The organism is Paractinoplanes lichenicola, assembly GCF_016785085.1.
In the GTDB taxonomy this organism is placed as follows: domain Bacteria; phylum Actinomycetota; class Actinomycetes; order Mycobacteriales; family Micromonosporaceae; genus Actinoplanes; species Actinoplanes lichenicola.
In genome coordinates this window covers 187057-208332 of record NZ_JAENHO010000010.1, presented here as the reverse complement: position 1 = coordinate 208332, position 21276 = coordinate 187057, and the positions used below count along the sequence as shown (strand labels likewise).

Here is a 21276-nt window from a genome sequence, read left to right as displayed (position 1 = left end):
ACGGCCTGCCGGGAACGCCCGCCGCGACCCGCCCGTCCGACGGACCCGTGGCCGCGAGCCCCGCCCCGCAGCAGCCGACCGCGCTGAACCAGCCGCCCCAGGCTCCGGCCGCCGTCAATCAGCCCCCGCAGCCGCCGGCCGCGCTCAACCCTCTGCAGCCCCCGGCGCCGTTGGGCCAGACGCCCCCGGCCGGGTCGCAGCAGTCGGGCATCGGCCGCAATCCCGGTCTTACGCCGTCGGGCCCGTCGGGCCCCGGCGTCCAACCGCCCGGAAACCCGCCGCACACAGGGCCACAAGCCGGGGGACCGAAAGCTGGAGGACCACAGTCCGGGGGGCCGCAAGCCGGGAGACCACAGTCCGGGGGACCGCAAGCTGGGGGGCCGCAGTTCGGAGGGCCGCAAGCTGCGGGGTCGCAATCCGGGGGACCGCAGTCCGGCGGGCTGCAAGCGGGAAGTGCCGGATATGCGCCGCAGTCCGGTAACGCCGCGCAGCCGCCGCAGGCCGGAAACGCCTGGAATGCCCCGACGCCCGGAAGCATGGCGCCGTCGGCCGGGAACGAGCCGTCCGGCCTCCCCGGCCTCAAGCCCCCGGCCATGACCCCGCCCACGATGCCGCCCGCGAATGAGGGCCCGGCCACCGGCGAGGAGCCGTCCGGCCTCGGCCAGGCCCCCAGCTATTCGGGTCGCCCGCCCGCCGGCCCTGCGACCCCCGCCGTCCCGACCGGTCAGGAACCGTCCGGCCTCCCGGGCCGCCCCGCCCCGAGCCAGCCCGGCGCCGCAGCGAACCCGCAAGCCCAGGGCCTGGGCAACAGTTCGCCCCGCTTCGGCGCGTCCGGCCCCGAGCAGAACGGCGCCCCGCGGGCCGCCATGAACCGTTCGCCCCTCGAGGCGCCGAACATGGGCCAGGTCAACCGGCCGCCCTCATCGGGCATGCCGCCCGGCCCCACCCCGGCCGGACCTTCCGCTCCGGCGCCCGAGGCCGGCCCGCGTCCGGCGCGGCCCAAGCTCGAGTCGCCGAACATGGGTCAGCTCAACAAGCCCCTGGCCGATCGGGATCAGCCGGAGCGGTGAATACCGGCGCGTTTGTTTGAGCGCGGGTCGGCTCGGGCAGTACGGTCGTGATGGGCGACGCGGGCTACCGTCCGGTCGTCCCCCATGACCTTGACGTCGGCGACTTCGGCCCAGGGTTGCCGAGGGGAGCACCGATGTCCGACGAGAGTTCGGCTCTGTCCCCAGTGGAGGAGCTCGACCGGGCGGCCACCCCGGTCACGGACGGCGGTCTCGAGGATCTCGACGCCGCCGCCGTCGCGTTCGCCGAGCGCGGCCTGTCCGCCTCGGCCGCCGAGCGTGCCGCCCTGCGTGAGGCGTTGACCCGGTTGTGCCTGCCGTTCGCGGGCCGGCTGGCCCGGCGCTATCGCGGCCGCGGCGAGTCCTTCGAGGATATCGAGCAGGTCGCGCGGCTCGGCCTGGTCAAGGCGATCGACCGCTACGACCCCGTCCGCGGCTCCTTCACGGCGTACGCGGTCATCACCATCTCGGGCGAGATCAAGCGCCATTTCCGCGACAAGACGTGGGGTGTGCACGTGCCCCGCCGGGTGCAGGATCTCAGCCTCGAGGTCGGGCACGCGACCATGGTCCTGACCAGCATGCTTTCCCGTACGCCGACCGCCGCCGAGATCGCCGAGCGGCTCGGCCTGTCGCTGGAGGCCGTGCGGGAGGCGCAGGAGTCGGCGGCGGGCTATTCGCCGTCCTCGCTGAACGCCCCGATCGGTGGGCCCGGCGACGAGGGTGCGGAGTTCGGCGACATGCTGGGCGCCGTCGACGCCGACCTCGACCTGGTCGACGACCGGGTCACCGTGGCCGACCTGCTGATGCGGCTGCCGGCCCGGGAGCGGCGGATGCTGGCCCTGCGGTTCTACGGCAACCGCACCCAGGCCGACATCGCCACCGAGCTGGGCATCTCCCAGATGCACGTGTCGCGGCTGCTCACCCGCGCGCTGTCCTGGCTGCGGGAGGCGATGCTGAGCGACGTCCCGCCGCGCTGGGAGGGCGCCGAGACCCGGCCCGAGCATCACCCGGTGCAGGTCGAGGCGGTGCGCGAGGGCGGCATGGTCGTCGCCCGGGTGCGCGGCGAGGTCGACCGGGACAGCGCCGAGCGGCTGCGGATCGCTCTGCGGCACGCGATCGCCCTGGGCGGCAAGGACCGGGTCGTGATCGACCTCGCCGGGGTGCCGCTGCTCGACGCGGCCGGCATCGCCGTGCTGGTCGACGCGGCGTCGGCGGCCGCGGTGGCCGAGGTTCCGCTAGCCCTCACCGGCGCCCAGCCCTACGTGGCGAGCATCCTCAAGGTGACGGGCCTGTCCCGGCTGATGGCTTAGGGACGCCCAGACCACTTTGCCGTCGGCCGAGGGCACGCAGCCCCAGGAGTGTGCCGTCGCGTCGACCATGATCAGTCCCCGGCCGCGGCCGGTCTCGGGCGCCGGCCCGACCGGCGGCCCCACCTGGTCGGGCGAGCCGTCCCGGACGGCGATGTGCAGGTAACGCGGCCGCAGCGACAGCCGCAGCGTCATCATCGTGTGCGCGTGGTCGATGACGTTGCTGACCAGTTCGGTGGCGATCAGCCCGGCCGGGCCGACCAGGTGCGGCAGGTCCCAGCGCAGGCACGCGTCGGTGGCCAGGTCGCGCGCGTGCCGGGCGGCGCCGCTGATCGGCAGCAGCTCGTCGCTGAGGACGGGCACCGCCGCCGCGGGGTCGCCGGCCAGCCGGGCGCGGGCCGCGTCGAGGCTGTCGACGACGTCGAGCCGCCGGAAGGCGTGCCCGTCGAGAAGTTCGCGGGTGGCCGGCGGGGGACCGCACAGCAGGATCGGGACGCCGGGCCAGCGGCCGGCCTGCCGGTTGGCCGCGGTGAAGACGGCCAGCGCGAGCGGCTCGGTCACGGTCAGCCCGGAGAGGTCGAGCAGCAAGGCGTCGGGCTGCTCGGCGAGCGACTTCAGCAAGTGCGTGTGCAGGGCGGACACCTCGGCCAGGCGGAGCGCGCCGGACACGGTGGCGATCAGGTGCAGGCCGTCGAAGCCGCTCTCGTACTCGATCGCCATCCTGCGCCCTCCCAGCGGCCCGTTGATGTGGCCTACCCACCGCGACCGGCCGTAAACCGGTCGTTCAGCTGGGTTCGACCGCCCCCGTCTCCATCACGATGATCGCGCCCTCGGGCTGAATGCCGCCCTCGCGCCGCCGCAGCGGGGTGCAGGCCACCCGTACGGAGATGGCCCGCCCGCGCCGGTTGACCGCGTCGACCTGCAGTTCGGCGCCGGTCGCCTCGGCCCCCAGGGCGGAGCGCAGGATCGGCCGCAGATGCTCGATGGGCAGCCCGATGTCGAGGTTGAGGAAGTGCTGCCCGATCACCTCGCCGGAGCGCAGGCCCCACAGATCCTCGGCGCGGCGGTTCCACATGCGGATCCGCAGGTCGGGGTCGACCACCGCGACGCCGGCCTCCATGCTGGTCAGCACGGTCTCGAGGAAGTCGTTGGCCTCGTCGAGCTGGGTGCTCGAGATGCGCAGCTGGTCGTTGATGCTCTGCAGCTCGTCGTTGGTGGACTGGAGCTCCTCGTTCATCGTCTCCAGCTCCTCGTTGGTCGACTGGAGCTCCTCGTTGGTGGTCTCCAGCTCCTCGACCGTGGACTGCAGCTCCTCGTTGGTGGTCTCGAGCTCCTCGTTCGTCGACTGCAGTTCCTCGTACGCCGCCTCGAGCTGCTGGTTGGCGTGCTCCAGCTCGTCCTTGAGGCGCCGGGAGGCCGTCACGTCGTGGAAGATCAGGTTGACGCCGAGCAGGCTGCCGTCCACCCCGGCCAGCGGGCTGATCTGCACCTCGAGGTTGACCTGCTCGCCGCCGCGCTGGTAGTCGACGTCGGGGATGCGCAGCGTGCGCCGTTCGAGCTGGGCCTGCTCGATGTAGCGCCGCAGCTCGACCGGGCGGTAGGACAGGTCGAGGTCGCGGAAGGGCCGGCCGATGTCGCGCGACGACACCCCGAACAGGTTTTCCAGCTGCCGGTTGGAGAGCGCGACGTGCCCGTCGGCGGTCAGCGTGAGCTGGGCCAGCGGGCTCGCCGAGAAGGCCTCGTTGCGCAGTTCGTCGAGCCCGGTGACGGGGGTGCCGGCGCCGGCCGGCGGGTCGGCGAAGGCGACGCCGGGCCGGGCGTAGAGCCGCGGCACTCGGCGGAACACCCGGCGCTTGAGGTCGATCGGGGTGAACAGGCTGGCGTGGCTGAGCAGCATCTCGGCCTTGCCGAGGAAGAGCACGCCCTCGTCGCGCAGCGCGAAGTGGAACCGGCCGAGGATCTTGGCCTGCGTCTCGGCGTTGAAGTACATCAGCGTGTTGCGGCAGGTCAGCAGGTCTATGCGGGAGATCGGGGCGTCCTGCACGAGGTCGTTGCGGCCGAAGATCACCGAGCGCCGCATGTCTTTGCGGAACGCGTGCCGGCCGTTGACCGCCTCGAAGTAGCGCTCGGTCAGCTCCGGCGGCACGGCCTCCATCTCGCGTTCCCCGTACGTCGCCTGACGCGCGTCGTTGAGCTGCTCCTCGTCGACGTCGGTGGCGTAGATCTTGACCCGGTCCTTGAAGGCCTCGAGCCCGATCAGCTCGGCCAGCACCATCGCCAGCGTGTACGCCTCCTCACCCGAGGCGCAGCCGGCGCACCAGATCCGGATCGGCGACTCGGCCGGCTTGGCCGCGATGATCGGGCCGAGCACGTCCTTGGCCAGGTAGTCCCAGGCGTCGGCGTCGCGGAAGAAGCCGGTGACATTGATCAGGATCGTGTTGAAGAGCGCGGTGAACTCGTCCGGATGGACCTGCAGATGGTCCACGTACTCCTGGTAGTCGGTCGCGCCGACCTGGCTCATCCGCCGGTTCACGCGCCGGACCAGGCTGGATCTCTTGTAGCCGGTGAAGTCGAAGCCGCGGGACTCTTTCAGATAGACCAGCAGGGCTTCGAAATGAGGGTCGGCGGGCTGCACACGAAGACGCTACCGCACGTCATCACGCGCGCACGCGCCCAGGCGCGCGTCGTCAGAGGGTGCCCGCGCGCATCCGGGTCCAGACGACCTTCCCGTCGGTCACCGGCAGCACACCCCAGGCATCGGTCAGATCCCGTACGAGCCGCAGGCCGCGCCCGCCCGGGTCGGAGAGCCCGGCGTCGGTCGGCTTGGGCATCCGGCGGCTGCGGTCGCGCACGGTCATGCCGAGCCGGCCCCCGCTCAGCGGCCGCAGGGTGAACTCCATGCTGGTGCGCGCGTGCCGCACGACGTTGGCCACGAGCTCGGTCGCGATCAGGGTGGCGGCCGGAATCACCTCGGCCCGCTGCCACGTCGCGCAAGCGTGGGCGACCAGGTGGCGTACCTGCCGGCAGGCGTCGGGCACGGGCCGCAGGCGCACCCGGATCCGGGGCGGCACGGTCTGGGCGCGGGCGTGGGCCAGCGCGCCCTTGAAGTCGCCGGCGAACCCGAGGCCGGAGCACTCCGGCGCGTCCGCGATCATCGCCATCGTCCGGGGCCCGGCGCCGCACAGCACCACCGGCACGTCGGGCCACTCGCCGGCCTCGCAGACGATCGCGCTCAGCGCCGTCAGCCCGAGGGAGTCGCCGATCCGCAGCCCGGTCACGTCGAGCAGCAGCACCGTCGGCTGATCGGCCAGCCGCAGCCGGACCGCCTGCTGGAGCGCGTCGCCGGTGACCTGATCGAGGGTGCCGCTGACGCGCAGCGCGGCGACCGGAAACCCCCGTTCCGGCCGGCACACGAGCTGACTCGGCACCCTGCCTCCCCATGAACGTCAGACCTACCGCGACAAGATGCCCGGCGCGGGGTGTTTACAAACGGAAGGTCGTCACCAAGCTTTCAGGGAAATGAAGTACCGTTGCCCGCCATGGGTGTGTCGCAGCGGCTCAAGGGCCGGTTTCGCAAGTTCTTGCAGCGTCCGGGCACAACGGTCGACCTCGCGCCGTTCTCGAAGCGGCTGCCGGCCATCGACGCTCGTGAAGAGGCGTTGCGCGAGCTGGACGACGAGGCACTGACCGCCGCCGCCCAGAAGGCGAGCGATTTCACCGAGATCTGCGCGATCGGGCGCGAGGCCGCGTTCCGGGCGATCGAGCAGCGGCCGTACGACGTGCAGCTGCTCGGCGTGATGGCGCTGCTCTCGGCCAAGGTCGCCGAGATGGCCACCGGTGAGGGCAAGACGCTGACGGCCACCATCGCGGCGTACGGGCATGTCCGCCTGGGCCACGGCCCGGTGCACGTGCTCACCGTCAACGATTATCTGGCCCGCCGCGACGCCGAGTGGATGGCGCCGATCTACAAGCTGCTCGGCCTGACCGTCGGCTGGGTCACCGAGGCGTCGACCCACGAGGAGCGCCGCGAGGCCTACCTGGCCGACGTGACCTACGTGTCGGTCAGCGAGGCCGGCTTCGACTACCTGCGCGACCAGCTCGTCACCGACGTGGAAGACAGGGTGCAGCGCGAGCTGGCCACGGCGATCGTCGACGAGGCCGACTCGATCCTGATCGACGAGGCCCGGGTGCCGATGGTGCTGGCCGGCAGCATCGCCACCGAGAGCGACCCGGTGCACGACGCCGCGGGCCTGGTGCGCGAGCTCAAGGCGGGCAAGGACTACGAGGTGGCCGAGGACGGCCGCAGTGTGGCCTTCACCGACGCCGGCCTCAAGAAGATCGAGGAGGAGCTCGGCGGCATCGACCTGTACGCCGACGACCAGGTCCAGCAGCTCTCCGCGGTCAACGTGGCGCTGCACGCGCACGCCCTGCTGCGCCGCGACGTCGACTACATCGTGCGCAACGGCTCGGTCGAGCTGATCGACGAGATGCGCGGCCGGGTCGCCCAGCGCCGCCGCTGGCCCGACGGGCTGCAGGCCGCGGTCGAGGCCAAGGAGGGCCTGAGCGCCACCGCCGAGGGCGAGGTGCTCGACACGATCACCGTGCAGGCCTACATCGCGCTCTACAAGACGGTCTGCGGCATGACCGCCACCGCGGTGCACGTCGGCGAGCAGCTCCGGGAGTATTTCAAGCTCGAGGTCGCGGTCATCCCGTCGAACGCCGAGAACATCCGCGACGACGAGCCCGACCGCATCTACTCCGCGCACGAGACGCGCGACGAGGCCCTGGTCGAAGAGATCAAGATCGCCCACGAGAAGGGCCGCCCGGTGCTGGTCGGCACGCTCGACGTGAAGGCCTCCGAGCTGCTGGCCAAGCAGCTGGCCGCGGTCGGCGTGCCGTCGAACGTGCTGAACGCCAAGAACGACGCCGAGGAGGCCCGGATCATCGCCGAGGCGGGCGCCAAGGGCGCGGTCACCGTCTCGACCCAGATGGCCGGTCGCGGCGTCGACATCCGCCTCGGCGGCAGCGCCGAGACCGACCGCGACGAGGTCGTCGAGCTCGGCGGCCTCTACGTCATCGGCGCCGGCCGGCACGACAGCCGCCGCGTCGACGACCAGCTGCGCGGCCGCGCCGGCCGGCAGGGCGACCCGGGCGGCTCGGTCTTCTTCGTCAGCCTCGAGGACGAGCTGGTCACCCGGCACGCGGGCGACATCCTGCCCGCCTCGCCGCGGATGGACATGGACGGCGTGGTCCACGACGACCAGGTCGATTACGCGGTCGAGCACGCCCAGCGGGTCGCCGAGGGCGTCAACCACGAGATCCACCGCAACACCTGGCGCTACAGCGTCGTCATCGAGCAGCAGCGGGTGGCCCTGGCCGAGCGCCGCGAGCGCCTGCTCACCTCCGAGGTCGCCGCGATCATGCTGCTCGAGCGCTCGCCCGAGAAGGCCAAGGAGACCGACGAGGACGTCCTGTCCGACGCCGCCCGGGCCATCGCGCTCTATCACCTCGACCGGCTCTGGGTCGACCACCTGGCCGAGCTGAGCGAGGTGCGCGAGGGCGTGCACCTGCGCGCGCTGGGCAAGCTCGACCCGCTCGACGAGTTCCACCGGGCGGCCGTCCCGGCCTTCCAGAAGCTGTTGCTCGACGTCGAGGCCCGCACCATCGAGGCGTTCGAGGAAGTCGACCTCAGCGACGGCTTCGAGCCCGACCGGGCCAAGATCGTGCGGCCGAGCGCCACCTGGACGTACCTGGTGCACGACAACCCGTTCGGCTCGGAGCTCGACCGGCTCATTGCGGCCGTGGGGCGGCGGCTCATCTCGGGCGGCAACAACTAATTACGAGAAGAAGAACCCGGGCGTTCCCCATCGTGGGAGGCCCGGGTTTCTTATTGCACTCGCCACGAAGAATGCATCGTGCGTGGTGTGTCTTCCGTCTCAGAAATGTGCCCGAACGGGCCGCCCGGGGTGGCCCTACGCGCATGCTTTGGCCAGCGCAAACGCTTGCGGTGGGGGGAGTGCGGCAAGTAACTGCAGCCAGATGCGCGTTCGGCAATGCTTAATCAGTCTGACAGAATCCGTTGGGAAATGCATTTTCCGCAGTCAAGGCGGACGTGGAACGATTTTCCCACAGTGTGGTTGGCGGGTTGACCCGACAACGACGCTGGCGGAAATATCGTCCGCGGCTTTACGGAGGGTGATCGGTCGTATTCGGTTGCCAAGACGTATTTCAGGGGGATCAACTAAATGCCGGCCAGTGCGCTTTCACCACGGCTTGCCCGACATGCCACCGGACCGGGCCGCGGTTCCACCGCCGTCCGCCGCCCGTCGGAACCCGCCCTGACCGTCACGGTCGCCATCCCGCTGACCGGTGACAGCATCTCCCCGCAGGCCCACAAGCTCATCGAGGCCGTCCGCGAGCTCGTCGAGGTCAGCCAGGGCACCGTGCAGCTCGAGCCGGCCGTGGCGCCCGTCGCGGAGCCCGAGCCCGACGTCGCCGCAGGCCCCGAGGTGCGCCTGCTCACCGGCACCCGGCAGGTCATCGTCGACGGCGAGCCGCTGCCGCTGACCCGCCTCGAGTTCGACCTGCTGCTGTTCCTGGCCGAGCGGCCGCGCCGGGTCTTCACCCGGGCCCAGCTGCTGACCGGCGTCTGGGGTTACGACCACACCGGCGAGCGCACGGTCGACGTGCACGTGCGCCGGCTGCGGCTCAAGCTCGGCGGGGCCGTCCCGCTGATCACCACGGTCTACGGGGTGGGCTACCGGCTCAGCGACGACGCCCACGTGCTGATCAAGCCGAACGAGTAGCCTTTCGCCGCGTGCGCGTCCGTCCCATCTCGGCCGAGGTTCTGGTCGAAGAACTTGCCGATCAGCTGATATGTCGGGAACCCGACAGTTACCTCCGGGTCGCCCTCGACGGCGCCCCGGCGGCCCGTCCCGAGGCGCTGGCCGACGCCCTGGTCGGCCCGTTGCGGGCCCGCGGCCGTCCCACAGTACGGATCGACACCGCCGACTTCCTGCGACCCGCGTCACTGCGCCTGGAGTTCGGCCGGGACAACCCCGACTCGTTCTATCTGGGCTGGTTCGACGAGGCCGGGCTGGCCCGCGAGGTGCTCGATCCGGCCGGCCCCGGGGGCTCCGGGCGAGTGCTCACCCGGCTCTGGGACGCGACCGCCGACCGGGCCGTCCGCGCGCCCTATCAGGACCTCCCGCCCCGCGCGATTCTGCTGGTCAGTGGCCCCCTGCTGCTCGGCGGCGGGCTCGCCTTCGACGTCACCGTGCACCTCGAGATGTCGGCCGCGGCACTGGCCCGGCGCACCCCCGCCGAGACCGCCTGGACCCTGCCCGCCTACGAGCGGTACGCGGACGAGGTGGCCCCCGCCTCCTTCGCCGACGTGGTCGTCCGCGTCGATGATCCACGGCATCCCGCAATGGTCCTCGAACGTTCATGAAGCGAGTCTGTGGCGGATCCGAACACCGACAGTTATGCTCCGGTTACTTTTTCAGCGGAGGCCTCGTTTGAGATCTTCGGCGGCGGGTATCAGCCCGGCTCCACGGTGTGATGGGGCCGAGCCTCGGGGGACCGCCGGCAGGGGCAGAGGAAGGCAGGGGGAGCACATGCTCGTCAATGGAGCGGTAATCACGGGCAAGGGCGCCGCCAAGGGCCGTACGGCGGAGGAGATCGACCAGATCCGCACGGTCCTGCGGGGCCGGTTCGACGACCTGAGCGCCGAGTACGAGGAGGCGCTCGCCGAGAACCAGAAGCTCCGGCTGGCCGAGATGGGCGACTCCGCCGGGGACGACCAGGCCGACAGCGGCTCCAAGACCGCCGAGCGCGACGCCGCGTCGTCGCTGCTGCGCACCTTGAGCGACCGGCGCACGCAGGCCGAGCACGCGATGCAGCGGCTCGAGGAGGGCACCTACGGCAACTGCGAGGGCTGCTCGAACCCGATCCCCTGGGAGCGGCTCGAGATCTTCCCTTCGGCCACCACGTGCGTGCACTGCAAGCAGAACCGCGAGCGCCGGGCCGGCTAGCCCGCGGGACGATGCGTCCGGGTCCGCCGCTCCGTGCGGCGGACCCGCTGTATCCGGGGTTAACTTGAGCGCATGGGCACGATCCAGATCGGCACCGCGTCGTGGACCGACCGGACGCTGCTGGCCTCGGGGTGGTATCCGGCGAGCGCCGACACCCCCGAGAAGCGGCTGGCCCACTACGCCGGGAAGTTTCCGGTGGTCGAGGTCGACTCGACGTATTACGGGCCGCCGGCCGAGCAGACCAGCCGGCTCTGGGCCCAGCGCACGCCGGCCGGGTTCACCTTCAACATCAAGGCGTTCAGCCTGCTGACGGGTCACCCGACCAAGGTGTCGGCGATCTACAAGGACCTGCGGCCCGAGACGGACAAGAAGAACATCTACCCCGGCGACCTGCCTTCCCGGGCGTACGAGGAGGTCTGGACCCGGTTTTTGTCGGCCCTGGACCCGCTGGCCGAGGCGGGCAAGCTCGGCGCGGTGCTCTTCCAGTTCCCGCCGTGGTTCGGCATCCGCAAGTCCAACAAGGAATACATCCTCGAGATCGCCGCCCGTTGCCGGCCGATCCGGCCGGTGTTCGAGTTCCGCAACGCGAGCTGGTTCTCCGGCGCCAACCAGAACGAGACGCTCGACTTCCTGCGCGCTCACAAGCTGGCCTTCGTCGGCGTCGACATGCCCCAGGGGCACAAGTCGTCGGTGCCGCCGGTGCTGGCCGCCACGGCCGACCTGGCCGTGGTGCGCTTCCACGGCCACAGCGACAAGTGGACCAGCAAGGACATCCACGAGAAGTTCGGCTACGAGTATTCGCGCAAGGAGCTCGCGGACTGGGCGCCGCGCCTGAAGTCGCTGGCCGCCGAGGCCGACACGACCCAGGTGTTCATGAACAACTGCTACTCGGACTACGCCCAGCGCAACGCCACCGAGCTGATCGAGCTGCTAGAGAGCGTCGAAGGGGACTGAGGCCCAGGTCTCGGCCATGATCGCGGCCAGCTTGTCGCCGGCCGGATACTTCAGGTCGTCGATCGAGGCGAGCTCCTGCCGGACCGTACGGGAATTGACCGCGACCGCCCCGGTGAAGTCGGGCAGCTCCGACGCCGGCACCGGCCGGATCGTCCACGGCACGCCCTGCATCGTCATCGCGATCTGCAGCAGCACCATCGTGACGCCCTTGAGCATCGGCGCCTGCGGCCAGACCACCTCGTCACCCTTGAGGAACGCCACGTTCCACGTCGTGCCCTCGCGCACCAGCCCGTCCGGCCCCACCGACAGCGCGTCGTCGAAGCCGGCCGCCGCCGCGAGCCGCTGCGCCCGCCACAGGCCCATCGTCGCCGCGTGCTTGTGCTCGGGCCACTCCCGCCGGAACTTCGGGTCGATGCGCACCCGTTGCGGCGCAGCCGGCTCATCGCTCGCCGGGTCGGCCACCGCCACCACCACGTCGGGCGGCCCGTCGAGGTCGGCGCCGAACACATAGGAGACCCGCACTGAGGCGTCCGCCCGGTCGCCCAGCGCGTGCAGGATGAGCTGACGCAGCCGGTGCTCGTCGTCGAGGCCGGGCCGCCAGCCGAAGAACTCCTCGTTGCCGTCGGCCAGCCGGGCGAAATGCAGAGCCAGACCCCGTACGCCCCGATCCCGCACCTGCATCGACGTGAAGTGCCCGTAGTTGATCGAGGCCAGCCGCTGGATCTCGGCGGCGTCGGGGGCCCGGCCGTTCAGTTCGAGGAAGCGCACGTCCTCACCTTAAGGCCCCGCTTGCGGGCCAGAGCGCACATCCGGTCGGCATCGGTCACCGCCGCGCCACCCTGGTCGTTGTTGAAATATACAAAGCTTTCCCGTACGCCGGTCAGCCGCTCGAGCCACGACCCCAGCGCCGTCCGTCCGTAGCTCGGCCACGGTTTCGCCCGGCCCTCGTGCAGGCGCAGATAGCCGAAGTCGGCAGTCGTCCACAGCGGAGTGATCGGGCGTCCCTTACGATCGGCCCAGCACAGCGCGGCGTTGTGCCGTTCGAGCAGTTTGCGGCAATCGTCGGTCCACCACGTGTCGTGCCGCGGCTCCACTGCCACCCTCGTCCCCTCCGGCACCAGCGTCAGGGTCTCGTCCAGCGCGTCCAGGTCGGCCTTCAGGGTCGGCGGCAACTGCAGCAGCACCGGGCCGAGCTTGCCGCCCAGCGCGCTCGCCCGCTCGAAGAACCGGGCCACGGGCTCGGCCGGGTCCCGCAGCCGCTTGATGTGCGTCAGGTAGCGGCTCATCTTCACCGCCACGCAAAACCCGTCCGGGGTGCGCTCGCGCCACTGCTCGAACGTCGACCGCTCGGGCAGCCGGTAGAACGCGTTGTTGACCTCGACGGTGGGGAAGTGGGCGGCGTAGTGCTCCAGCCAGAGCCGCTGGGGCAGCTTCTGAGGATAGAAGCGGCCCTTCCAGTCCCGGTACTGCCAGCCCGACGTCCCGATGTTCAGCACCGGGGCCGGATACCCCGCTCACAGGCAGGTTAGACCCCATGATCACGGGGTAACTCGCCGGTGCTGTCACGTCCACCGAAGAAGGAGCTTCCCATGGCACTGAACGACGACGACATCACCTCGGGTTCGAGCAGCACGGGCGAGGGCCCGGCCGACGGTGGCGCGAACCCGGGCGGCCACGACGGCGGCGCTGACGGCTCGGCGGGCGAGGGCCCGGCCGACGGTGGCGCCAACCCGGGCGGCCACGACGGCGGCGCTGACGGCTCGGCGGGCGAGGGCCCGGCCGACGGTGGCGCCAACCCGGACGGCCACGACGGCGGCGCCGACGGCTCCGCGTCCTGACAATGTCCGGAACGACTGACGACGCGCCGGGCGGGTCCCGCCCGGCGCTGTCCCGGGCCGTGGCCGTCGAGCCGGGCAAGTTCGCCGCCGCGCACTGGGGGCGGGTCCCGCTGCTCTCCCGGGCCGGCGAGCTGGCCGGGCCGGACGGCTTCGCCGACCTGCTCTCCCCGGAGGCCGTCGACGAGCTGCTCAGCCGGCGCGGCCTGCGTACCCCCTTCCTGCGCGTCGCCCAGCAGGGCAAGGTGCTGCCCACGGCCCGCTTCACCGGCAGCGGCGGGGCCGGGGCCGAGATCGGCGACCAGGTGGTCGACGACCAGGTGATGCGGCTCTACGCGGAGGGCGCCACCCTTGTCCTCCAGGGCCTGCACCGCCTGTGGCCGCCGCTGATCGACTACAGCCGCCGGCTGGGCGCCGAGCTGCGCCGCCCGCTGCAGGTCAACGCGTATCTGACGCCGCCCGGCAGCCAGGGCTTCAGCACCCACTACGACACCCACGACGTGTTCGTGCTGCAGGTCGACGGCACGAAGCGCTGGCGGCTGCACGAGCCGGTGCTGGCCGACCCGCTGGAGAAGCAGGCCTGGGGCGGGCACGCCGACGAGGTGGCCGCCACGGCCCAGGGCGAGCCCGCGATGGACATTGTGCTGTCGCCCGGCGACGCGCTCTACCTGCCGCGCGGCTGGCTGCACTCGGCCGAGGCGCTCGGTCACCGGTCGCTGCACCTGACCATCGGCGTACGGGCCCTCACCCGCTATGCCGTCGTCGAGGAGCTGCTGGCCCTGGCGGCCGGGGACGCGCGGCTGCGGGCCACCCTCCCGTACGGGGTGGACGTCTCCGACCCCGACGCGATCGAGCCCGAGCTGACCGAGACCGTCGAGGCGCTAAGGGACTGGCTCACGAGCGTCGACCCGGCCGAGGTGGCCGCGCGGCTGCAGGGCCGGGACTGGCCGTCCGCCCGCCCGGAGCCGGTCAGCCCGCTGGCCCAGCTCGACTTCGTGGCCGGGCTCGGGCCGGACGACGAGATCCGGGTGCGCGAGGGGCTGCGCTGGCGGCTCGCCGACGACGGGCCCGAGCACGTGGTGCTGCGCCTGGCCGGGCGCACGATGCGCTTCCCGGCCTACTGCGCGCCCGCCCTGCGCACGGCGTTCGGCCCCGGCCCCGTACGGGTGGGGGATCTGCCTCTCGACGACGACGCCGACAAGCTGGTGCTGGCCCGGCGCCTGCTCAACGAGGCTCTGGTCGTGCCGGCGGTCAAGTAGTTCGCAGCAGCGCGACCAGCACGCCGGCCGTGACCAGGCCGGTGATCAGCACGGTGGCCACCGTCGCGGCGTCCAGCCCGGCCCCGCGACGGTCGGCCACCCGCTTGGCCGCCACCACCGACAACACCGGGCAGGCCAGCAGCACGAGCAGCGCCACCACCGGCAGCGCGTCCTTCCACGTGCCGTCGGTCGCGCCGCCGCCGTTGGTGCGCAGCACGTGGTTGCCGATCGCGCCGGCCACCCCGCCCAGGAACCCGAACACGGCGAACATCAGCTTGACGCCGCTGTTGATCGGACGGGCCGGGGCCGTGTACTTGACCTTCGTGGCCACCTCGTCGAGATAGTCGCCGGCGTCCCGGTCGCGCTGCCGGGGGATCGCGGCCGGCGGCACCGTCCGCCCGTAGCGCTCGGCCACCGGCCCCACCTTGTGCACGTATTCCGACCACAGGCCCGCCGCCCGCGCGTCGACCTCCTCGAGCCGGCGCTGGGCGTGCGACACGGCGTGCTTGGCCTCGGCGACGGCCTCCTCGGCGCCCCGCACCGCCTCGTCGGCCGCGGTGAGCCGGCCCTCGTGCCAGTGCTCGGCCTCGGCCCGCAGCCCGGCCGCCTCCTCGTCGAGGGTGGTCAGCCGCCGCAGCACGCTGCGATAGTCCGCGGTCTCGTAATCGGCCGGCTGCAGGCCCCCGTGCGCGTGGGTCACTTGCCCACCCCGTACGGGATGATGACCTCGGCCCCGCGATGCACCGAGCGGTCGAAATGCAGGGCACGCCAGGGCCGCGGATACCACGCGGGAGCGCCGGCGCCGGGATAGAACGGCGCGAGCTCGCTGCCGTGCACGTCGAGGGCGACCCAGGCGCCGATGGCGTCGGTGCGCGAGCCGGGGCCGCCGAGCGCGTCGCGCAGCAGGCCCGCCCCGCGCCACCAGCCGGCCACGTGGATGCGCCGCTCGGGGCCCTGCCGCAGGATCGTGCGCAGCTGGTCGGCCGCGCCCTTGCCGCCGGGCAGCGCGTCGGCCGCATAGACGAACAGGAAGTGATGCCGGTCGGCGGGCCAGGACGCCGCCGCCTCGGCCGCCGCCTCCTCCAGGATCCAGTCGGCGTTGTCGTGCTCGTACCAGCCGCAGTCGGGCAGCGCCTCGCACAGCGCCTGCGCGGCCGGCCGGGCGTCCTGGTCGAGGCAGAGGATCGAGAACCGGGCGCTCTCCGGCGGGAACTGCGCGGCCAGCGACAGGGCGGCCGTGGCCAGCACCGAGCAGGCCTCCTCGAGCCGGGTGCCGAGCACGGCCAGGTTGCGTCCGGGGGCGCGGCGCAACACCGTACGGGCGGAGCGGGCCTCGACGTCGATCGTCTCGCCGAGCAGCACCACGGGCGCCGAGACCGACTCGACGGGGGCCAGCCGCTGGAAGTCGGGGCTGTCGGCGAGCCGCGGCACCACGTCACCGTCGAACAGCCGGGGCGGGCCCAGCCCGGCCGGGCGGCGCCGCCACAGCCGGTGCTGCAGCGCGTTCCACCGTTCCCGGTCGCCCGCGGCGGGCACCCGCACGACCCGGTTGGCCTCGACCGCGCCCGAGTCGGCGTTGACCACCGCGTGATAGCGGGGCAGCGACTCGGCCGCCGTGTTCTGCTCGGCCAGCACCCGCCGGGCCCGGGGCAGCGCGATCCGCAGCGAGAACTGCGCGACCAGGGCCGGCCGGCCCCACAGCGCCTCGATGCCCGACACGTCCTGGCTGGCCAGGATCAGGTGGATGCCCTGCGAGCGGCCCCGGCGGGCCAGATCCTCGAGCAGGTCGACGGCTTCCTTCTCGACCGCGTCGCGCCCCGACAGCAGCACCTGGAACTCGTCGATGACCGCGACGATCCGTGGCCACGAGCCCTGCGGATCCTCGGCCCGCAGCTCGGCCAGGTTGGTCACCTCGTGCCGCTTCGCCGCGTCGGCCCGCCGGCGCAGCTCGTCGCCGAGGAAGCGCAGCAGCGCCAGCCCGAACTCGCGGTCGGTGTTGACGTTGACCCCGACCAGGCGCACGTGCGGCAGCCAGGTCTGGTCGCGCCGGCCCGGGGCGAACCGCGCGAACGACACGCCCTCCTTGAAGTCGAGCAGATAGAAGGCCAGTTCGGCGGGGGAGTAGCGGGCGGCCAGCGCGCCCATCCAGGCGTAGATCAGGTTGGTCTTGCCCGTGCCCGACGGCCCGGCGATCAGGGCGTGCGGCGGATAGTCGGCCAGGGTCACCGGCACCGGCATGCCCTGGGGGCTGTCGCCGAGCGGCGCGGTCAGCCCGGTGGCGGCGCTCTCCTGCCACTCGACCTGCGGCAACAGGCTGTCCAGGGCCACCGGGGCGGGGCCGGCCGCGACCGCCTCGGCGATCCGGCGGCACGTCGCGGCCACCACCGCCTGCGGCGGGCCCCCATCAAGCCGTACGGGCAAAGCGCCCGCGCTGCTGATCCGCGCGTGGTCGCCCGGCTGCGCCGTGATGAACTCGACGCCGTCGGTGGCCGGCACCGGCATGCCCTGGATGACCAGGTGCACGCCGCAGGCCGCGCCCGTGCGCAACAGCCGCTGCAGCTGCGCCTGCTCGGCCCGGCTGAGCTCGCCCGCCCCCAGCAGCACGGCGATCCGCCACGGCTCCGGCCGCCGATGGGTGGCCGCGTTCAGCTCGCGCAGCGACGTGTATTCGCCGGCCAGCACCGTCTCGTTGATCCGGCGCACCTGATCGGTCAGGTCGTCGAGCAGCGAGCCCAGCCCGCCCGGCCCGACGAACGTGAGCACGTTGACCGGGGCCAGCGGCGCGAATCGGGCCAGCCCGCCCCCCAGGTGCTCCGGGTCGTAGCCGATCAGCTGCACCATCCCCGGCGGCGCCGTGCCGAGCGCGCGCAGCAGCAGCCCGGCCACCACCTCGTCGCCGATCGCCCGGTCGCCGCGCACTACGACATGCCCGCGGTCGAGCAGCGGGACGAGCGCCGGAACTTCTTCCGGGTGGGGCAGCAGCAGCCGGCCCACCCGCAGCTCGGCGGCCCGGTCGAGCGGGGTCGCCTGCCAGTCGTCCCACGGGTCGCCGGCGGCGCCGGGAGCGGCCCGATCGGCGGCCGCGGCGGCAAACCCGGCATAGGCCGCCAGGTCGGTCTTGTGCTGCTGGGCGATCTCGGCCAGCCGGGCCTCGCGGGCCCCGGCCAGCTTGTCGCGCCGGGCCTGGGCCGCCTCGGTCACCCGGCGGCGGCGCTCGACCGCCCGGCCGTATTCGTGGCGGGCGGCCTCGAGGGCGTTCGCGGCGGCGCCGAGCGCGTGCGAGAGCCCGGCCCGGATGTCCATCACCTGCTGCGCTGTGGAATCAGGCATTGTCCTGACCGGTGTTCTGCGAAGGGCGCTGCACCGGGTCGGGGGCAGACGGGTCGAGCGTGCCGGCGTCGCGGCCGAGGCGGGCCAGGAGCACGCCGGTGAGCACCCCGGCGGTGACCGCGCTGTCGGCCGGGTGGTTGGGGGCCTGGGGCCGGTCGCTGGCAGGCACGCGGCAGATGCGGTCGATCAGCGTCTCCAGCACGGCCGGGGACGTGCCGGGGAGCAGCGACTTGACCCGGCCCTCGGCGGCCGAGCGCAGCTTGGCCACGTCTTCGGGGCGGGGCTCGTGGCCGAGCAGGTCGCCGGCCAGCCTGTGCAGCACGGGGGAGCTGACCGCCGACAGGGCGAGGCCCGTGGAGGCGTTGACGCTGTGCAGGTCGCGGCCCAGCCGGGCCCGGTCGCCTGCCCTGACACCGCTCGCCACGCGGCGCAACAACTCCGCTGTATCACCTGTTTCGGATTTGTCCGATTTGTCGGGCGGGGGCTCGCCGGTCAGCTGGGCTACTCTTTCCTGCCACCAAGGGCCGAGCTGCTCGGTTTTCTCCTGCTCGGGCTGCTCGGGCCGGCGGTCGGGCTTCTCGAGGCCGGCCTTCCAATCCCGGTCGGGCGGCGCGGCGCCCTCACCCGAGAGGCCGATGCTCGCCAGATAGCGCGCGATCGAATCCTGGGCGAGCCTCAGCGCGGCCGCGGCCCGTTCGGCGTGCTCGGTCGCGTTGCCGAGCTGCGGCACGCCCAGCGGGTCCTGCGACGTCTCGCGCACCCACGTCAGCAGCTCGATGGCGCTGCGCAGCTTCTCCAGCGCGACCGTGACCTGACCGGTGGGCAGCTCGTCCGAGGTCGCGCGGAGCCGGGCGCCGAGGTCCTGGATCAGAGACATCTCGTCAGAGGGTCGCCGTGTACTGCTGTGCCTGCTCGATCGCGACCAGAGTCGCGCCCAGGCACTCCTCGAGGGACTGATCGGCCTGCGACAGCTGGGCGTGCGCCGCGCCCACCGCGTCGTTGCCACTGCCGTCGAGCGCCGCGGCCAGGCTCTGCTGCGCCTCGCCGAGCTTCTCGCGGGCCGCCTGTATCGCCTGCTGGCCCTCGGTGACCTGCTGCAATGCAGCGTCCACAGCCGCTTTGACCTCGGCGACACTGGCCACCCGTGGAGCCTCCTGCTTTACGGAACCGACTGTCGAACCCAGACTACTGCCCCGGTGCGGGCCGTCCGTGAGGGCCGCCCCTAGGAGCGTCCCTGTTGGACAGCCTGCCGGGGGCTGTGCCGGAAGCCTGAGACCCGACCCTGAATGAACAGGAATGAATCCTGAGAGTGACAGTCCGGCGGCACTTGCGGGAAGAGTACGCCCGTCTTGCGAGCCCCCACATTCACCCCCGGGCGTGGATCTCACCACCCTCAGGAGATCAACTTCCCCGCCCCCCGCCCGCGTCAAACGGCCCTGTGGACAACCCGATAATGTGGACAACGCGGCCGGACACCCCGCTCACTGCTTAGGGTGGGGGTCCCCCAAGGCGGGCGGGTTAGGGCTGGTTGCGGCGATCATGGCGACGATCGCCACAGCGGCCACCACCGGCGCCAAGGCGAACCCCCATCGCACCCCGACATCGGTCAACGGACCCGCAACCGCCGCCCCCAGCGCGCTCCCCACGCTGAACGCGGTCATGATCCAGGCGAACGCCTCCACGGCCGTGCCGGGCGGGGCCAGCCGGTCGGCGGCCAGAAACACGGCGGTCAGCACAGGCGGCAGCATCAGCCCGCTCAGGATCAGCAGCACGGTCATCGCCGCGGTGCCCGGGGCGATCAGCAGCGGCAGGTAGCCGACGGTGAAGATCGCGGTCAGCACGGGCAGCCGCCGGGGCCCGCCGGGCGTGGCCCGGGTGTAGATCAGCCCGCCGACCAGCGCGCCCCCGGCCTGCGCGGCCAGCAGCCAGCCGCTCAGCGACCGGTCGCCCGCGGCCTCGGCGTAGCCGGTGAGCACGACCGGGATGCTGCCGACGGCCGCCCCGACGAAGGCCACGCCGCCGACCATGGTGGCCAGCCGGCCCGACCGCAGCGGACCCGCCCAGTGACGACGGGCCGGAGTGCCCCGCCATTCCCGCACGGCCGGGGCGCGCACGAACGCGATCACGCCGATCAACTGGAGCGCGGCGGCGGCGTACAGGCCCGCGGAGGTCCCGCCGACGGCGACCGCGCCGAGGGTGACGAGCGGCCCGGTCACGAAGATGACCTCCTGCACGGCGATGTCCAGCGCGTACGCGGCGTGGACCGTGTTCGGCGGCACCAGCGTGGGCCAGAGGGCGCGCAGGCAGGCCTCCATCGGCGGGGTGCCCAGGCCGGCCAGCGCGGCGCCGGCGGCGATCACGAGCGGGCGGCCGGGGGCGGAGGCGGCGATCAGGTAGCCGATCGTGGAGAGGGCGGCCGAGCCGTACAGGACGGGTGGCTGGCGCCAGCGGTCGACGGCTCGGGCGAGGACGGGGGCGCCGACTGCCATGCCGGCGGTGAAGACGGCGACCAGCGCGCCGGCCACGGCCAGGCTGAGGGAGTCGCGGGCGAAGAGCAGCAGGGCCAGGGGCGAGGCGGCCAGGGGGAGGCGGCCGACCTGGCTGGCGGTGAGGACCAGGGGGACGTACGGCTGGCGCAGGACTGCGCGGGCGCCGATGCGCTCGGCGGGGGTCGTGGACATGGGCGGACTCCGTTTTCCGACTGTGCGACAAAAGGCGCGCCGGGGCCCTGTGGATAACCGGTTTCCGACCGTCCCGACGGCGTAAAGTCCCGGCCGTCCCCGTGGTGGGCGGGGGTTTGGGATGGCGATACCGGCAAGATCAACATGTCTACAAGATCAACTTGTGGTGGCAGGATCAGGGCGCGGCGGCGCGGGAGATCCGAGGCGTACGGGCCTCGCGAAGGGATGTCAGCCGTGCTGGAGGGCCCACGGGGGCCAGAGCGGCGGGGGCGTCCAGAGCGGCATCGGGCGGGCCGAGGCCGAGGGCGCGAAGTCGCGGCGCTCGTGATCGTTGCCGTAGAGGGGCAGCGAGGGCGTGATCCAGTCCGGCGCGGGGGCCCAGAACCGTGCGATCACGCTCACAGCTTAACGGCGCGGGACGCTGGAGGGACCCCTCACCTCGGCCCCGAAAACCGTCACCCGGTCGCGCAGCCCGCGGTCGGCGGTGATCACCACGATGCGCCGGGTGCCGGCTCGAGCCCGCACGAGGTCGACGATCGTGTCGTCGCCCGAGCCGTTCGCCCGCACCACCTCGACGCCCTCCTCGGCGGCCGGGATCCCGCGCGCCTGCCCCTCGACGACCAGCGTCACCGCGACCGGGCCGGGCAGGTCGGGCAGGCCCGCGGCGAGCACCGGGGCCAGGGCGTCGCGCAGCCGCACGGCCGCCCCGGCGCGATCACGCCACCACCCATCGGGTACGGAACCGACGACGTTGGCCCCGTCGACGATCACGAGAGGTACGGTCATGAAGTTGAGCCTACCCGAGTCAAC

At 72.6% G+C, this 21276-nt stretch carries 21 protein-coding genes; 9 read left to right on the top strand and 12 right to left on the bottom strand.

The features are described 5' to 3' along the window. The first annotated feature begins 536 nt into the window (after positions 1 to 536). Together JKJ07_RS32780 and JKJ07_RS32775 are read left to right on the top strand one after the other, a co-directional pair. Positions 537 to 1070 (top strand): hypothetical protein, encoded by a 534-nt coding sequence (locus tag JKJ07_RS32780; RefSeq protein WP_202995746.1) that lies wholly within the window; start codon positions 537 to 539, stop codon positions 1068 to 1070. A 134-nt stretch (positions 1071 to 1204) separates the two neighbouring features. Next, positions 1205 to 2377 carry a SigB/SigF/SigG family RNA polymerase sigma factor gene (locus JKJ07_RS32775; protein WP_202995745.1) on the top strand — a complete coding sequence of 391 codons (1173 nt, stop codon included), beginning with the start codon at positions 1205 to 1207 and terminating at the stop codon, positions 2375 to 2377. Here the strand turns inward: JKJ07_RS32775 and JKJ07_RS32770 are convergent. The 3 genes from JKJ07_RS32770 to JKJ07_RS32760 form a co-directional block, all read right to left on the bottom strand. Continuing rightward, positions 2303 to 3094, bottom strand: coding sequence for an STAS domain-containing protein (locus JKJ07_RS32770; RefSeq protein WP_202995744.1), 792 nt, complete (start codon positions 3092 to 3094; stop codon positions 2303 to 2305). The genes JKJ07_RS32775 and JKJ07_RS32770 overlap by 75 nt on opposite strands. Positions 3095 to 3158: 64 nt before the next feature. Continuing rightward, the gene (locus JKJ07_RS32765) at positions 3159 to 5009 is read right to left on the bottom strand and encodes a CheR family methyltransferase (protein ID WP_202995743.1); all 1851 of its coding nucleotides are present in this window, start codon (positions 5007 to 5009) and stop codon (positions 3159 to 3161) included. A 52-nt stretch (positions 5010 to 5061) separates the two neighbouring features. Then, positions 5062 to 5802 carry an ATP-binding protein gene (locus JKJ07_RS32760; protein ID WP_202995742.1) on the bottom strand — a complete coding sequence of 247 codons (741 nt, stop codon included), beginning with the start codon at positions 5800 to 5802 and terminating at the stop codon, positions 5062 to 5064. A gap of 111 nt (positions 5803 to 5913) precedes the next feature. Here JKJ07_RS32760 and secA2 point away from each other — a divergent pair, with 111 nt between their 5' ends. The 5 genes from secA2 (at position 5914) to JKJ07_RS32735 (ending at position 11361) form a co-directional block, all read left to right on the top strand. Continuing rightward, a complete protein-coding gene (gene secA2 / locus JKJ07_RS32755) occupies positions 5914 to 8211 on the top strand; it encodes an accessory Sec system translocase SecA2 (RefSeq protein ID WP_202995741.1) in 2298 nt (765 codons plus the stop codon). A 408-nt stretch (positions 8212 to 8619) separates the two neighbouring features. Then, positions 8620 to 9180 carry a winged helix-turn-helix domain-containing protein gene (locus JKJ07_RS32750; RefSeq protein WP_202995740.1) on the top strand — a complete coding sequence of 187 codons (561 nt, stop codon included), beginning with the start codon at positions 8620 to 8622 and terminating at the stop codon, positions 9178 to 9180. A gap of 11 nt (positions 9181 to 9191) precedes the next feature. Continuing rightward, on the top strand, positions 9192 to 9824 hold the full coding sequence (locus JKJ07_RS32745; RefSeq protein WP_202995739.1) for a nucleoside/nucleotide kinase family protein: 633 nt from the start codon (positions 9192 to 9194) through the stop codon (positions 9822 to 9824). Between the two features lie 166 nt (positions 9825 to 9990). Further along, positions 9991 to 10407: a TraR/DksA family transcriptional regulator gene (locus JKJ07_RS32740; protein ID WP_184949691.1), complete on the top strand. Its 417-nt coding sequence runs from the start codon at positions 9991 to 9993 to the stop codon at positions 10405 to 10407. Between the two features lie 72 nt (positions 10408 to 10479). Next, complete coding sequence (locus tag JKJ07_RS32735; RefSeq protein ID WP_202995738.1) at positions 10480 to 11361, top strand: DUF72 domain-containing protein; 882 nt, start codon at positions 10480 to 10482, stop codon at positions 11359 to 11361. Here JKJ07_RS32735 and JKJ07_RS32730 read toward each other — a convergent pair. Then, positions 11338 to 12129 carry an aminotransferase class IV gene (locus tag JKJ07_RS32730; protein WP_202995737.1) on the bottom strand — a complete coding sequence of 264 codons (792 nt, stop codon included), beginning with the start codon at positions 12127 to 12129 and terminating at the stop codon, positions 11338 to 11340. The genes JKJ07_RS32735 and JKJ07_RS32730 overlap by 24 nt on opposite strands. Beyond that, positions 12111 to 12857, bottom strand: a complete 747-nt coding sequence (locus JKJ07_RS32725) for a DUF72 domain-containing protein (protein ID WP_202995736.1) — start codon at positions 12855 to 12857, stop codon at positions 12111 to 12113. Before JKJ07_RS32725 ends, JKJ07_RS32730 begins: the two co-directional genes overlap by 19 nt. 93 nt (positions 12858 to 12950) lie before the next feature. Here JKJ07_RS32725 and JKJ07_RS32720 point away from each other — a divergent pair, with 93 nt between their 5' ends. Next, positions 12951 to 13199, top strand: a complete 249-nt coding sequence (locus JKJ07_RS32720; RefSeq protein ID WP_202995735.1) for a hypothetical protein — start codon at positions 12951 to 12953, stop codon at positions 13197 to 13199. Positions 13200 to 13201: 2 nt separating this feature from the next. Continuing rightward, positions 13202 to 14455 carry a cupin domain-containing protein gene (locus JKJ07_RS32715; protein WP_202995734.1) on the top strand — a complete coding sequence of 418 codons (1254 nt, stop codon included), beginning with the start codon at positions 13202 to 13204 and terminating at the stop codon, positions 14453 to 14455. On the opposite strand, the gene JKJ07_RS32710 is transcribed toward JKJ07_RS32715, so the two are convergent. The 7 genes from JKJ07_RS32710 to JKJ07_RS32680 form a co-directional block, all read right to left on the bottom strand. Then, the gene (locus JKJ07_RS32710) at positions 14448 to 15155 is read right to left on the bottom strand and encodes a hypothetical protein (protein ID WP_307834521.1); all 708 of its coding nucleotides are present in this window, start codon (positions 15153 to 15155) and stop codon (positions 14448 to 14450) included. The two genes, JKJ07_RS32715 and JKJ07_RS32710, sit on opposite strands and share 8 nt — an antisense overlap. Further along, complete coding sequence (locus JKJ07_RS32705; RefSeq protein WP_202995733.1) at positions 15152 to 17785, bottom strand: FtsK/SpoIIIE domain-containing protein; 2634 nt, start codon at positions 17783 to 17785, stop codon at positions 15152 to 15154. The genes JKJ07_RS32710 and JKJ07_RS32705 overlap by 4 nt, the downstream gene beginning before the upstream one ends. Next, positions 17778 to 18662, bottom strand: coding sequence for a hypothetical protein (locus JKJ07_RS32700; RefSeq protein WP_202995732.1), 885 nt, complete (start codon positions 18660 to 18662; stop codon positions 17778 to 17780). The genes JKJ07_RS32705 and JKJ07_RS32700 overlap by 8 nt, the downstream gene beginning before the upstream one ends. A gap of 4 nt (positions 18663 to 18666) precedes the next feature. Next, positions 18667 to 18927, bottom strand: a complete 261-nt coding sequence (locus tag JKJ07_RS32695; protein ID WP_133877377.1) for a hypothetical protein — start codon at positions 18925 to 18927, stop codon at positions 18667 to 18669. A 339-nt stretch (positions 18928 to 19266) separates the two neighbouring features. Then, complete coding sequence (locus JKJ07_RS32690; RefSeq protein WP_202995731.1) at positions 19267 to 20466, bottom strand: MFS transporter; 1200 nt, start codon at positions 20464 to 20466, stop codon at positions 19267 to 19269. Positions 20467 to 20694: 228 nt separating this feature from the next. Beyond that, positions 20695 to 20862, bottom strand: coding sequence for a hypothetical protein (locus JKJ07_RS32685; protein ID WP_202995730.1), 168 nt, complete (start codon positions 20860 to 20862; stop codon positions 20695 to 20697). Between the two features lie 9 nt (positions 20863 to 20871). After that, positions 20872 to 21252, bottom strand: a complete 381-nt coding sequence (locus JKJ07_RS32680) for a PIN domain-containing protein (protein ID WP_202995729.1) — start codon at positions 21250 to 21252, stop codon at positions 20872 to 20874. Positions 21253 to 21276: the final 24 nt, after the last annotated feature.

Excerpts from the sequence above, each read along its gene's own strand:
- JKJ07_RS32780 (WP_202995746.1), top strand. The coding sequence starts at position 537 with ATGGCGCCGTCGGCCGGGAACGAGCCGTCCGGCCTCCCCGGCCTCAAG.
- JKJ07_RS32775 (WP_202995745.1), top strand. The coding sequence starts at position 1,205 with ATGTCCGACGAGAGTTCGGCTCTGTCCCCAGTGGAGGAGCTCGACCGG.
- JKJ07_RS32770 (WP_202995744.1), bottom strand. The coding sequence starts at position 3,094 with ATGGCGATCGAGTACGAGAGCGGCTTCGACGGCCTGCACCTGATCGCC.
- secA2 (WP_202995741.1), top strand. The coding sequence starts at position 5,914 with ATGGGTGTGTCGCAGCGGCTCAAGGGCCGGTTTCGCAAGTTCTTGCAG.
- JKJ07_RS32750 (WP_202995740.1), top strand. The coding sequence starts at position 8,620 with ATGCCGGCCAGTGCGCTTTCACCACGGCTTGCCCGACATGCCACCGGA.
- JKJ07_RS32740 (WP_184949691.1), top strand. The coding sequence starts at position 9,991 with ATGCTCGTCAATGGAGCGGTAATCACGGGCAAGGGCGCCGCCAAGGGC.
- JKJ07_RS32735 (WP_202995738.1), top strand. The coding sequence starts at position 10,480 with ATGGGCACGATCCAGATCGGCACCGCGTCGTGGACCGACCGGACGCTG.
- JKJ07_RS32720 (WP_202995735.1), top strand. The coding sequence starts at position 12,951 with ATGGCACTGAACGACGACGACATCACCTCGGGTTCGAGCAGCACGGGC.
- JKJ07_RS32715 (WP_202995734.1), top strand. The coding sequence starts at position 13,202 with ATGTCCGGAACGACTGACGACGCGCCGGGCGGGTCCCGCCCGGCGCTG.
- JKJ07_RS32705 (WP_202995733.1), bottom strand. The coding sequence starts at position 17,785 with ATGCCTGATTCCACAGCGCAGCAGGTGATGGACATCCGGGCCGGGCTC.
- JKJ07_RS32700 (WP_202995732.1), bottom strand. The coding sequence starts at position 18,662 with ATGTCTCTGATCCAGGACCTCGGCGCCCGGCTCCGCGCGACCTCGGAC.
- JKJ07_RS32690 (WP_202995731.1), bottom strand. The coding sequence starts at position 20,466 with ATGTCCACGACCCCCGCCGAGCGCATCGGCGCCCGCGCAGTCCTGCGC.
- JKJ07_RS32680 (WP_202995729.1), bottom strand. The coding sequence starts at position 21,252 with ATGACCGTACCTCTCGTGATCGTCGACGGGGCCAACGTCGTCGGTTCC.